Annotated in this window: 11 protein-coding genes; 4 read left to right on the forward strand and 7 right to left on the reverse strand. The window is 41.4% G+C overall.

From position 1 onward, the window contains the following. The first annotated feature begins 92 nt into the window (after positions 1-92). Positions 93-1,577, forward strand: coding sequence for a 2OG-Fe(II) oxygenase family protein (locus ACMZOO_RS08090; RefSeq protein WP_440906175.1), 1,485 nt, complete (start codon positions 93-95; stop codon positions 1,575-1,577). 15 nt (positions 1,578-1,592) lie between these two features. Continuing rightward, positions 1,593-3,092 (forward strand): tryptophan halogenase family protein, encoded by a 1,500-nt coding sequence (locus ACMZOO_RS08095; protein ID WP_440906176.1) that lies wholly within the window; start codon positions 1,593-1,595, stop codon positions 3,090-3,092. On the opposite strand, the gene ACMZOO_RS08100 is transcribed toward ACMZOO_RS08095, so the two are convergent. Further along, positions 3,089-3,982 (reverse strand): sugar kinase, encoded by an 894-nt coding sequence (locus ACMZOO_RS08100; RefSeq protein WP_440906177.1) that lies wholly within the window; start codon positions 3,980-3,982, stop codon positions 3,089-3,091. The two genes, ACMZOO_RS08095 and ACMZOO_RS08100, sit on opposite strands and share 4 nt — an antisense overlap. A 226-nt stretch (positions 3,983-4,208) precedes the next feature. Here ACMZOO_RS08100 and ACMZOO_RS08105 point away from each other — a divergent pair, with 226 nt between their 5' ends. Next, on the forward strand, positions 4,209-4,868 hold the full coding sequence (locus tag ACMZOO_RS08105; RefSeq protein WP_440906178.1) for a YceH family protein: 660 nt from the start codon (positions 4,209-4,211) through the stop codon (positions 4,866-4,868). 65 nt (positions 4,869-4,933) lie between these two features. On the opposite strand, the gene ACMZOO_RS08110 is transcribed toward ACMZOO_RS08105, so the two are convergent. The 4 genes from ACMZOO_RS08110 to ACMZOO_RS08125 form a co-directional block, all read right to left on the reverse strand. Then, positions 4,934-5,593, reverse strand: a complete 660-nt coding sequence (locus ACMZOO_RS08110; RefSeq protein WP_035013107.1) for a dUTP diphosphatase — start codon at positions 5,591-5,593, stop codon at positions 4,934-4,936. 66 nt (positions 5,594-5,659) lie between these two features. Then, positions 5,660-6,667, reverse strand: coding sequence for a cytochrome d ubiquinol oxidase subunit II (locus ACMZOO_RS08115; RefSeq protein ID WP_440906179.1), 1,008 nt, complete (start codon positions 6,665-6,667; stop codon positions 5,660-5,662). Then, positions 6,660-8,024, reverse strand: a complete 1,365-nt coding sequence (locus ACMZOO_RS08120; RefSeq protein ID WP_440906180.1) for a cytochrome ubiquinol oxidase subunit I — start codon at positions 8,022-8,024, stop codon at positions 6,660-6,662. The genes ACMZOO_RS08115 and ACMZOO_RS08120 overlap by 8 nt, the downstream gene beginning before the upstream one ends. Before the next feature lie 99 nt (positions 8,025-8,123). Continuing rightward, positions 8,124-8,672 carry a GbsR/MarR family transcriptional regulator gene (locus ACMZOO_RS08125; RefSeq protein ID WP_440906181.1) on the reverse strand — a complete coding sequence of 183 codons (549 nt, stop codon included), beginning with the start codon at positions 8,670-8,672 and terminating at the stop codon, positions 8,124-8,126. 386 nt (positions 8,673-9,058) lie between these two features. Between ACMZOO_RS08125 and ACMZOO_RS08130 the strand changes: the two genes are divergently transcribed. Further along, complete coding sequence (locus ACMZOO_RS08130) at positions 9,059-9,310, forward strand: DUF2999 family protein (protein ID WP_440906182.1); 252 nt, start codon at positions 9,059-9,061, stop codon at positions 9,308-9,310. Between the two features lie 118 nt (positions 9,311-9,428). Here the strand turns inward: ACMZOO_RS08130 and ACMZOO_RS08135 are convergent, their stop codons facing one another. Both ACMZOO_RS08135 and ACMZOO_RS08140 read right to left on the reverse strand, forming a co-directional pair. After that, positions 9,429-12,188, reverse strand: a complete 2,760-nt coding sequence (locus ACMZOO_RS08135; protein ID WP_440906183.1) for a TonB-dependent receptor — start codon at positions 12,186-12,188, stop codon at positions 9,429-9,431. Continuing rightward, positions 12,176-13,279 carry a Ca2+-dependent phosphoinositide-specific phospholipase C gene (locus ACMZOO_RS08140; RefSeq protein WP_440906184.1) on the reverse strand — a complete coding sequence of 368 codons (1,104 nt, stop codon included), beginning with the start codon at positions 13,277-13,279 and terminating at the stop codon, positions 12,176-12,178. Before ACMZOO_RS08140 ends, ACMZOO_RS08135 begins: the two co-directional genes overlap by 13 nt. Positions 13,280-13,426: the final 147 nt, after the last annotated feature.

Below are 13,426 nucleotides of genomic sequence, written 5' to 3' on the forward strand. Positions count from 1 at the left end.
CACTCCCCCTGATGTGCCAGGCCGCTTGTTTACAAGCGGCCGATTTAATAAGCTCTGCTACACTTAAATAGATTAGTATTTAAGGCAAATATATGAGTCCACTTAGCCCGCTTCAGCTTGCCCAGCAACAATTAAACAATGGTAAAGCAGCTGCTGCCGTTGTTACTTTGCAACAATACTTAACCAGCAACAAACACGATCAAACTGCTTGGCAACTATTGGGTTACAGCCAGCAAATGCAGCAGGACTTACCCAATGCAATTGAAGCTTTCACTCAGGCGTTAGCACTGGATGGCAATGATCAAGACACAGTGATAGCTCGCGCCAATAGTTACTTATTAGCCGGAATGAACGCAATTGATGCGTTTCAACATGCATTACAACTCGCACCAAACAATTTGCATGTATTAAGAGGTTACATCAAAGCTATAGAAGCACAGGGACAAATAGCCCAAGCAGAATCTTTGTTAAGCAACTTTGTTAACAAGCACCCAGCTTGGTTAGCCGGCCACAAACAACTCACCAGTTTGCGTATTATTCAAGGCCATGACAAAGATTACGATCAAAACTATCAGCAAGCGCTAGCTAAACAACCCAACAACTTAGCTTTATGGTTGGATTGGTACAAAATTCACATCCAACAGAAAAATTGGCCCAAAGCACTAGATATAATTCAGCAAGCCACAGAGTATTTCCCCAATCAAGCTGAGTTGAAAATAGCCGAGCTGGTAATTGCGTGTGAAAACAATCAAGCGCAATCTGCACACAGCCTCTATCAGCAAACCCAAACAATAACAGATGTAAATAAAGATATGGCTTGGCTGCGCTTTAGCTTAAAACAAGGTGATTATGCCGCAGCGGAAAAGATCGCCAATACTTGGTTAGGTACAGCGGCAGAAAAATTATTTTGGCCGTATTTATCACTGATTTGGCGCTTAACTGACAACCCCAAGTGTCACTGGTTAGACGGCCAGCCACTTTATTTACAATGTCAGCATTTAGATTTAAACGAGCGAGAATTATCGCAATTAGTGCCATTGATTCGTTCGTTGCATCAAGCCAAAGCACCGTATGCGGAGCAATCGGTTAGAGGCGGTACACAAACAGACCAGCACCTTTTGTTAAGGCACGAACCAGCAATTCAACAACTCAAACTAAAAATAGATCAGGCAGTGCAAAAATATGTTGCGCAGTTACCCGAAGCTGATCCAAAACATCCACTGTTAAAAGTAAAAAAGCAAGAATACGCGCAAGAAAAAGTTATTTATAGTGGCAGTTGGTCGACTCGTTTGTCTGCTCAAGGATACAACGTCAACCATACTCACCCAGAAGGTTGGATAAGTTCCGCTTTGTATTTAAGTTTACCAGATACCCAAGCGCTCGGCCCAGCACCCAATGGTTGGCTGCAGTTTGGCGAACCACCAAGCGAGTTGAACTTACCCCTTGCCGCAGAACAAACTATAGAACCCAAAGTAGCCCGCCTAGTGTTATTTCCGTCTACCATGTGGCACGGCACTGTACCTTTTGACGACGGGGAACGATTAACTTTAGCTTTTGATGTAAAAGCCCCCTACTAACAACAAGGCAAACCTATGCAAGAAAAGGCCATTAAACAAATTTTAATATTAGGCGGCGGCACCGCAGGCTGGATGACAGCCGCTGCGCTAGCGAATGCATTGCAGAAAAACTGCCAAATTACCTTAATAGAATCAGAACAAATTGGCACTGTTGGTGTCGGTGAAGCAACAATTCCACCCATCAGAACTTTTAACCAATCGCTTGGCATTAATGAAGCTGAATTTGTCAAAGCAACTCAAGGTACCTTTAAGTTAGGTATTGAATTTATTAACTGGGGCAAACAGCAACACAGCTATTTTCATCCATTTGGCAGTTACGGGCGCGCGTTCGACACAGTCAATTTACACCACTATTGGTTAGATGCTTTTAAACAAGGTAAAGCAAGCCGGTTAGACGACTATTGCATGGCTTGGGCCGCAGCGAAAAACAATAAGTTTGCCCCACCTATCAACGATGCGCGCAATGTTTTATCTACCTACGAATATGCCTATCATTTTGACGCTGGCTTGTACGCGCAGTTTTTGCGCCAATACGCACAGCAGCGCGGTGTAAAGCGTATAGAGGGCAAAGTAGAGTCTGTTAAACAAAACCCAGCTAATGAACATATTCAAGCCGTTACTTTAACCAATGGCCAAAGTTACAACGCCGAGCTATTTATCGACTGTTCAGGCTTTCGTGGAATTTTAATTGAACAAACATTAAAAACTGGCTACCTAAATTGGCAACACTGGTTACCATGTGACAGTGCTTGGGCTGTGCCATCAGAGTCAGCAGAGTTGACCCCTTATACTAAATCGATCGCCCATGCAGCAGGCTGGCAATGGCGTATCCCCTTGCAACATAGAACTGGCAATGGTCATGTATTTTGCAGCCAATATATGTCAGATCAACAAGCACAAGATATTCTAATGGAAAACCTGCCAGGCCAAGCACTAGCTGAGCCTAGGTTATTAAAATTTACTACAGGCAGAAGAAACTTATTTTGGAACAAAAATGTTATTGCGATAGGTTTATCCAGTGGCTTTTTAGAACCGCTCGAATCGACCAGTATACATTTAATTCAAGCCGGCATTGCTAAGCTACTTGCGCTCTTTCCAGACAAAGATTTTGCTCAGCCAGTTATTGATGAATACAACCGGATTGCGATTGCAGAAATAGAAAACATTCGCGATTTTTTAATACTGCACTACAAGTTAACCGAGCGCGACGACAGCGAATTGTGGCGCTACTGTAAAAACATGCAAATACCGCAAAGTTTGCAATATAAAATTGACCACTTTAAAAACTACGGACGCATTATTAAAGGAGAAATGGATTTATTTGCCCACGCTAGTTGGCTAGCCGTGCATATAGGTCAAGGAAACTTGCCACAACAAACAGATCCACTGATGCAATATCGGCAAGTAAATCATGTGGAGTGGTTACAAAAGCTAAAATTAGCAATGGACAGCGCGGCAGCTAAACTGCCGAGCCAACAAAGTTTTATCGACAGAAATTGCCGCGCAAACTATTAGTGAGTAATCGCACCTACATGGCGAATAACACTTTGAGCAACGCTTGCTGCATCAGTAATTGCATCATCAATACTGGTTTTTTGCATGCGCGCAGCTAAATATGTGCCAGCGAATGAGTCACCTGCAGCCGTGGTGTCTATGCATGGTGCATCTTCAACAACCGGAGTGAAATAATCAGTTTGTGGTGCAAAAGCATAAATACCAGTAGAGCTTTTCACCACAACTTCTTTACAGCCTAATTCGAACACATAATTCTTAACTTCTTGATGCGTTCTGTGGCCATAGACGTTTTGGTGATCGGTTAAACCAGGTAATGCGATATCAGTTAATTGATAAGCTTTTTCAAACCACTCTTTTGCTTGTTCAGGTGATTGCCACAACTTAGCGCGATAATTAGGATCAAACGCAATTAAACTGCCGCGTTCACGCAATTGTGCGATCAACTCAAGTAATTTGCTTTTATCTTCGTCAGCTAAAATACCTAAGCTGATACCAGTAAAATAAACCACATCAAAATGGCGTAATTGCTCAACACCACCTTTTTCTGCGTATAACTTCATTAATTGAGTGGCAGCAGACTCTTTACGCCAGTAGTTTACACAGCGTTTGCCGTGCGCATCACGAGTAATTGAATACAAACCAATTTGCGCATCATCACTGCGGTAGACATAGTCGGTATTTAAACCTTCACCTTTCCACTGCGCCAACATTTCTTCGCTTAAGCTGTCAGTGCCTAGCGCCGACATATAATAAACAGATAACTCTGGTGCCCAACGCTGTGCATATACCGCGGTATTATAGGTATCGCCAGCAAATGCTCGTTTAAAATTGATAGGGTTGATGGCGTTTAATTCCATCATACATTCGCCAATTGAAAGCAATTTAGTCATAGAGTGCTCTGCCTGTTTATGTTGAGTACGGGTCAATAGAACTGCTGAATATTCAAACATATTACTGTGCGATTTTATAAATAACCATATAAGTGATATTTATTAGATAAACAACCAACATACATATAGAAAATACCCAAATTGGCACGCAGCTAAACTGCACTTTGCCAACACTTGGGTATATACTGATCCATGCTTAGCAAAAATAGAACAACAAGGAAATTGCATGAAGTTAGAATTAACCGCAGAACAAATTCGAGTGTTAGGTGTCATGTTAGAAAAACAAGTAACCACACCTGATCAATATCCAATGTCAATAAACGGCATAACCACAGCTTGTAATCAAAAAAGTAATAGAGAACCTGTGGTCGAATATTCAGAAGTTGAAGTGCAAAACATTGTTGATGAGCTTATCCAACAAAGATTGTTAGCCGATGCTGGCCCAAGCGGACGGGTAAATAAATATCGGCATAGATTCTACGGCAGTGAATTTTCCGCGTTTAATTTTAACTCAGCACAAGCGGCTATTTTGTGTTTGTTATTTGTGCGCGGGCCACAAACACCAGGCGAACTGAGAACCCGTAGCCAAAGATTGTACCCGTTTAACGATGTAACCCAAGTTGAAAACTGCTTAAATGATTTAGCCAACGCCGAAGATGGCCCATTTGTAGTAAAACTCGCAAGAGAGCCAGGCAAACGCGAACACAGATTTGGCCATTTATTTAGTGGCGAGATTACCGAAAGCCCAGCGACTAACCATCTTGCTAGTACTTCAGCGATCGATAATACGGGCGTTTCAGCCGAAGAATTTGCCGAGCTAAAAGCTCAGGTAGCGCAATTGACGGCCGAGCTTGCCGAGTTAAAAAACCAATTAGGCGTAGATTAACTGCCAATAAACTCAACACAAGCGGCATTTAGCCGCTTGTTTTCAATTGAAATAAGATACTAAGATTAAGCCATATCTAACAAGTTGTAACGTGCTTGCAGCTCGTTATATAAATCAGTTTGGTAGCTGTCAGATTTAACATCTAGTTTTGCCATAATTTCAACTAAGTGTTCGTTGTCTTCTCTGCCGCTCCAAATTTTTACGTAAGAGCCTTCTTTATAACCATTGTCTTGGCGGAAGAAATTTAATACGTTTTTGCTAACATACTGGGCGTATAAATCGTCCCAACTCATTTGGCAGTCAGCTAAAAGTGCCGAGAACAAACCTAAGCTATAACGTTTTGCCGCTGCTAAACCTATTGTCAGTTCTAACTTTTCCAACAAGTTTAATGATGCATAACTAATTTGTTGGCCATCAAAAGTTACGCTTGTGCTACCTAACTCAGCAAACACATCATCCAACGCTGGTTGCTGTGCACCTTCATGTTTAATTAAAATCGCTGACAAAACAAAGTGCCAAATATCCACCAACTCCATTTGCAACTGTTCTAAATCACACTCTTGTTTTTTCCACCACTTCCACCCGTGGTGCTCAATTGCTTCAGCAGCTTCAATTACTACTGCGCGTAAAAATGGTGATTTAACTGCGATCCAATCTGGGTTTACTTTCGCATTCATTTTGTCTTGTAGTGCCAACATAGTTGCAGCTTGGTTCGTCGAAAGCATGTTTGTTCCTCGTATCTGTTCAAATATTTTGCCAGCAGTTTAGCTTGCTTGGGTTGGATATTCTAGCTAGTAATAACTGAGCTCTTGCACTTTACCCCAAAATACTCGGTACGAATAAAAGGTGTAACAGAGTATGGTTGGCACCACAACCAGCGCGCCCCATAACATAAAACCAAGGCTTTCAGGTGCAGAAGCAGCGCTGAAAATATCGAGTTTACCCGGCACTATCTCAGGGAAAAAGCTAAACGCAAACGCATTAAAACAGATGAAAAAGATCATCACAGCTGCAACAAAAGGGATCCAACAACTGACATCATCTTTAAACGGCATGCGTTTTAATAATCTATCCACCACTAAAAACAATACAAAACAGAATAATGGCAGCGGCAGTAACAATATCGCATTGGGTAAACTAAACCAGCGTTCAAACACCGCAGGATTAATCAGCGGATTTACAATTGATACAGTCACTACGCCTAAAAAGGTAAAACGCCCTGCTTTACGTGCCCATATGGTTGCTTGTTTTTGTAACTGGTTTTGCGTTTTCATTACCAACCAACAAGCACCTATATAAGCGTACGCAGCCAACACACCTAACGCACTTAAACCAGCAAATAAATAAGCGGTCAAGCTAGACTCAAAACCCATCACATACATGCCAAGCATATAACCTTGGCTGAGTGCAGCTAATATCGAGCCAAATTTGAATAATAAATCCCATTTGGGTCTGTGGCTCATCGCGGCTTTTACTCTAAAGTCGAAAGCCACTCCACGTAATATCAAAGCGATAAGTAAAATCACCACAGGAATATACAAAGCTTCAAGAATGACATTATGCGCCGCCGGAAACGCAATGAGTATCAAACCAACCGCCAATACCAACCAAGTTTCGTTAGCATCCCAAAATGGGCCGATTGAAGCAATCATGGTAGAGGCAGTTTGGTTATCATTGGTTGGCATGAGTATGCCGACACCTAAATCGTAACCATCTAAAATGGCGTACAACAAAACCGCTAAGCCAGTTAATCCAGCAAAAATTATGGCTAAACTGTCGGCAGATAAATAGTTATGCATGTTGCACCTCCACAGCGTTATCTACTGCTGTTGTGTTAATTTCTTCAATATCCACTGCGCGGCGCGCCATTAAAAACACAGTATGGATATAAGCTACTAACAAACCGCTATACACCAAAATATACAAGAGCAAACTAAAACCAACATTCTCAGGGGCTATTGGCGTAACAGCTTGTTCAACAGTTAAAATGCCTGAAACTAAATAGGGCTGACGGCCAATTTCAGTCACATACCAACCAGCAAGTGTTGCCACCCAACCAGAGAAAGTCATTGCGATTAAAACCTTGCTAAGCAAAGGCGAGGTTTGTTGTTTACTAAATATTTGCCAACGTGCTATCCAAGCCACCAGCAACATTAACATGCCCAGCGCAACCATAATTCTGAACGCATAAAACACAGGCGCAACCGGTGGATGTTTATCGAATTCGTTTAAACCTTTGATTTCGCCTTGCCAGTCGTGGGTTAAAATAAAACTGGCTAGATTAGGTATTTCAATCGCCCATAAATTCTGCTGTGTTTTTTCATCAGGCACAGCAAACAATATCAAAGGTGCACCTTGCTCTGTATGCCAAACCCCTTCTATTGCCGCCACCTTTTGTGGTTGATGTTCTAGCGTATTCAACCCATGCATATCGCCTAAAAATATTTGAGTTGGAGCTAACAGCGCAGCTATGGTTAACGCGGTTTTTAATGTTTGTCTTGGCGCGCGTTTTTCATCCCCGCGGTATATTCGATAAGCACTTAAACCGATAATAAAAAACGATGCAGTTAAACCAGACGCCAGCAGCATATGGCTAAGACGGTATGGGAAAGATGGGTTAAAAATAACTTCAAACCAGTCGGTTACATGCGCAACACCATCAATCATTTCAAAGCCAGTTGGCGTTTGCATCCAAGAGTTGAGCGACAATATCCAAAAAGCTGACATGCTAGTACCAAAAGCTACGATAAAACTCGCAAGCGTATGTACCCAAGGTTTTACCCTATTCATGCCAAACAGCATAATGCCGAGGAAAGTTGCTTCTAAAAAGAATGCGGTGAGCACTTCGTAACCCAATAAAGGCCCAGCAATATTACCGACGGTTTGCATAAACCCCGGCCAGTTGGTGCCAAATTGAAACGACATAGTAATGCCACTAACCACACCTAACGCAAAGGTGAGTGCGAATATTTTTACCCAAAAGCGATAAGCGCGCATCCACACTTCGTCTTGAGTGAAGTGCAGTTTTATTTTGAAGTAAAAAAGATACCAAGCCAAAGCGATTGTGATGGTTGGAAATAAAATATGAAAACTGATGTTGAGTGCAAATTGTATGCGAGACAACACAAGCGTATCGAGCCCTAAAAATAGCTCCATAACCTGCCTCCTGAGAGAATTGTAAATTTACCTGAACTCTGTGATAACTAAGCTGTTGTCCAGAGCTTAGGTAAATTGGCTATTTATCCAGAAGATTGTTTATTTATCTGTTCCTGAATTTAAAAATTTGTCTTTCATATCCAGTACCTTGCCAACACCTGCGCCTAAACGCATCAAGGTATTAAGCTTCTCCGGCCCCATTTTTGGCAACTCAGCTGCCCAATGGGTGATGGTTTCCAGCAAGTCATGAATTTGCTGCATTTGCTGTAATGCATATTCTTCAGCATCATTGCCAGGTTCGGTTAATAGGTTGTCGCGCAATAGAGATAAAGTTGGGTCTACTTCGCGTTTGCGTCTTTCTTCAAATACTCGCAAAGCTAATGTCCAGATATCACCTGCAGGTGCGTAATATTCTTTGCGATCACCCGGAATATGCTGCACTTGAATTAAACGCCACGCCTGCAATTCTTTAATGCCCATACTGACATTACCGCGGGAGATGTTAAGAGCATCGGAGATTTCGTTAGCGGTGAGTGGATTTTTTGAGATTAAAATTAAGCCGCACATTTGCCCAATAGTACGGTTAAAACCCCAACGGCTACCCATTTCACCACAGTGCATTACGAAGGCTTCTAGTTTTGAATTCATGGTTAACTACCAAAGTTTCAGAAATTACTGAAACTTTAAAACAAACATTTTTTGATTTCAATCAAAATTTATGCAGATTTTTTTTGGTGCTGCTCGCTTTGGTGCCATGAAGTAGATTGGAATTGCGAACAAATGAACCAACCTTGAATTGCATGGATGCAACTCAGTACCGAGGATAGGGTTTATATTTTCTGAAGCGAAACCTACTTTTCAGGGATGAAAAGTAGGAGCGCACAAGGATGTGTTTACAGCGTTTTCGCTTGGGAAATGTAAACTTTAGCCGACTATAGTGCACTCTCACTTCAGTTAACTTTAGCCACGAAGTTAATTTGATAAAACCACCCACATAAGCTAAATTTGCCGCAAAAGATCGACAGGAAAAAACCATGAACCCAATTATCCAGTTACTCAAAGAACAAAACATCTCAGACCAAAAAATCGGCGAGTTATTCCAAGAACTCACGCAAAACCCATTGGCAGCAATGGCAACCATACAAACACTTGGTATTCCGCAAGAAAAACTACAGCCATTAATTATGTTAGTAATGAGCCAACCAAACTTAATTAAAGAAGCAGTTGAAGAACTAGGACTAGATTTTTCAAAAGTAGAAGAAGCAAAAGCAAAGTTAAATAACTAATCAGCAAAAAGCGGTGCTAGTACAGAAACCTAGCACCGAAAGGCACATTTTAATGAGCACTGCTTTGTTATAAAACTCGACAAGCTTGCTGCGGCTTGCCGAGTTTAGTTTTTAAACATTAGAATTTAAAATTAACCCCTAAGTAGAAAGTAGAACCGAACTCAGTGGTGTTATATAAACGATCATCCGAGTCACTGTACTGCTCTTCTCTTTGGTTGGTTAAATTAATCGCTTCAAAGGTAAATTTGGTTGTGTCATTCAACTGATAGAAAGCCGAGAAATCAACATAAGTTGTACCGTGGAAGCCAGTTTCATCTTGCTCATGGTTGCCCGGGGTTTCTATATGGGTAATGTATTCACTGCGATAAGCCGTTGAAATACGTGCACCCCAAGTGTCAGTTTCGTAATAAAGCGTTGCATTGGCTGAATGCTCAGATAAACCAGGAAAAGCTTTAGTGGCAAACAACTCGCCTGCGTCGTAATAACCCATGTCACCATCAGCAAATGTGTAGTTAGCAATCACACCTAAGTTATCAAATGGTGCTGGCAAAAAGGTGAAATCAAACTGACCGCCTAACTCCAAACCTTGAATGCTAGTGTCTTCACCATTCACTTTGGTGTAATAGGTAAACATAGTATCGGCGTTTTGTCCGGCGGCTAATAAATCGGTTGAGAAACCAGTTTGACCATACGGCATTTCAATTGCTTTGCTGATAACAAAGTTTTTAATTTCTTTATAAAAAAGACCAGCCGAGATAAATCCACTTTCTGCTAAATACCACTCTAACGCAGTTTCATAGTTGGTTGATTTAAATGGCGATAAACTAGGGTTGCCTGAGCTTAACTCTTGACGGTCGGTACTAACACTGCCCGCAATACCCAAATCAGCTAACGCTGGGCGGGTTAAGTTTTTGCTAACACTCGCGCGCAACTGCATATCGTCACTAACATGCCATACCAAGTTTAATGCAGGTAAAACGTCAGAATACACTTGTGGAACTTGGATTAATGACGGGTCATCATCACCTTCTTTTCGAATATAACCAGCAGATTCAACTTGAGTTTCTACGTAACGAACACCAAAATTACCCGACAGTACGTCGTTGCGCCATTGGTATTCCATCCAAGCTGCATTAGTGGTTTCAGATAAATCGTACACACTATTAATATCTAAATCATCTGCAGTTAAGTCAGCATCAACATTATAAAATGCTAATGTTTTAGCTACATCACCAGCTGCCCAATCAGCTTTGTCGTGCGCAGTAAATACTTCGAAATAACTTTCATCTAAACTGTTATCAATACCACCTTCTTGAAACTCACCTTTTAGTGCATCTTTAACTTGATAGTTGTAACCGTCTGACACGAATTTCTTGTGTAAAACACCATAATTCAACTCAGCTGAATCGCTGACAAAAGTATTAAACGACAATTTAATTGAATCGAATTTAGTGTTTTGCACACTCTCATCCAAATCGAATTCATGCATTTTCCAACTGTTGATAGACGCAATATCAAAGTCATAACTGTGCTCTGCGTAGAATCTATCTTTAGTGTAATCAGACGTGATGCCACCAAAAGCTTCGTAATAAATTTTATCGCTCACTGGGATCACAAACTCGTTTTCAGAGTGACCAAGCAATAATTTAGCCACGGTAGAATCTGTTATTTGCCACTCAGTTAACAATGAAATTTGGCTAAATGACGTATCCATTTGTTGTTTACGGCTTTCAGTTGCCAAAGTTGCATTGCCAATATTGGTGTAAACAGCTTCACCGTTTTGGTTGTATTGCAATTCATTAATAATTGCACCACCCAGTGTTTGACCGCCTGCCTCTTGTGTTCCACCTAACGCAGTTGAACCAGCACCACGTGTCGCAATATGGTGTTCGTCTTTTTCATTATTAAGCTCTGCATACAAAATATCTAAATCAAACGACAAGTTATCCGTGGCGTTGTATTGAAACGCTGCTGTTAAACCTAAACGCTCTTGATTGTTTTCCCATACTGAATAACGGTTACCGCGGGCGAATCTAAGTTCTTTGTTATTAATTTTATCTTGAGTAGCTTGGTCTAACTTGCTGATGTCTGAGCCAGAAGCATCTAACGGACGCCATCTATAAGTATTAGTACCTTGCTCAACAGTATCTCGTTGACTGTAAGCGACTGAAAATAAAGCACCGAAGTTATCCCAACGGTTAGAAACAAGCGCAGCAAATCTTGGGCTAGTACTATCGCTCATAGAATTAGAACCAGCTTGCGCAGATACCGCAGCTTGAAAACCTTCATAGTCAAAAGGTTTAGCAGGACGCAACGCAACCGTGCCCCCTATACCACCTTCTTCCATGCTGGCAGAAAAGGCTTTTTTAACATCAATTTGGCTAAATAATTCAGAGGCAAATACGTTAAAGTCAAACCCGCGTGAGCGATTACTTTGACCACGGCTGTCCATACTAGAACCACTGGTTGCTAATACATCTAAACCATTTAATTCAACCCTAGTAAAATCAGGGCCTAAACCACGTAAAGAAATTTGGCGGCCTTCACCACCTTCGCGGGTAATAGTTACACCCGGTACACGTTGCAGGGATTCAGCCAAGTTTAAATCAGGAAAATCGGCAATATCTTCAGCCACTATGCTGTCTTGTGCGATTAATGCATCGCGTTTTACATCGCGATTTTTTAATAAACTTTGGCGAAAACCTTTAACGGTAATTTCTTCCATGTGCGCTTGTTGCTCTGCGGTTTGTTCCGCAAAACTATTGTGTGAATAACCGGCTAGCGCTGCGAGTACCGCAACACGAATAAGCTGTTTTGAACCTTGCATTTTCATACTATCTCCAAGTTGAATAACATTTATATTTTTTAAAAGTTGCATTGATTAACACCGAGTTCCGGCAAACAACGAACAAATGGCAAAACTGTTTGCTTCAGTGTTTGCTGTGGTTGAAGTTCTGGCATTAACAAATGAAAACTGACTGCTGGTGCTTTGATCGGCTGTTGCATTGCACCTAGATAAAAATCGCTCGAAATAATTTGTGCACCGCTGTTAATTGCCGCAAGAGCGCGCTGATTGGGTGATTGTTTGGCATTAAATTCATCGGCGCGGGTACGTACGATAAAACCTTGTGCAACGGCGTGTTTAATTTGCACGGCTTGCTGCTGTGGATTGTTGTAGAGCAAAATTGCTGCTTGGTGATGCTCAATAGCAAATGCGCCAAAAATAACTGTGTCACCCGCTTGTTCAAACAAATTCAGTTGCTGCGGATTACCGTCAAAAATAAAAATAAATTTACCGCGTACTTGCTCAATGTCCGGCCAACCAAATTGTTTAACCGACTGTGCCAACGACAAGTTTTGTTGCTGCACTAAGCTTGGGGTTAATAGCTTGTCTAACCCCAATTGTTCAACAATCAATTGGTTTAGTTGATGGTATTGTTGTGCCGTGAATTGCTCAGGTTTGACCCCGTTAATTTTGCTCCAATGGCTTTCTTTTACGTTAAACATCACATACACAGGCAAGTGATTTGGGTTGTTGAGCGACCAAGCTTTTAGCTCAGCTAAGCAATCAGCAAATTGAATACAATGGCTCGCAATATCCACATCTGGAAGGTGTAAAACTTTAAAACCCGGCTCGGCAAGTTGCTGTTTTTCAGTTGCTGAAAATAAAGCTTTGTTTGTCCATTGCTGCGCCAGCGGCTGTTGATATAAACCACCTTGGCTGTCGGCTAACACATCAATTTCTAATTGACGCAGCCCCATATCAAGCTGACGAGTTAAACTAGGATGCGCATAGGAAATTTTGTCAGCAAAACCCGCGTGTATCTTATTTAGCTGTTTTGCGACATCTGGCTCTAAAGCTTTTTTATAACTGTTGTGGCTACCAATAACCTGCAACTGATTCAGCGGTAAAGCCTGCACTGAAGCTACAGTTAATAAAATTAGATAGATGGCAATACGTAAAATCATTTGTCTCATTTCCTAAAAATCGCGGTGAATAGCGCGTTCGTAGATAAATGAGACTTGTCAGGTCAAAACGGGGACAAAAAATTTTATGACGTTTTTGTGAAGGGTTTTGGCGACTAACTCAAAAGTAATACTTAACTAAACAGTAAT

This window comes from Catenovulum sp. SX2, from assembly GCF_052056295.1.
Taxonomy (GTDB): Bacteria; Pseudomonadota; Gammaproteobacteria; order Enterobacterales; family Alteromonadaceae; genus Catenovulum.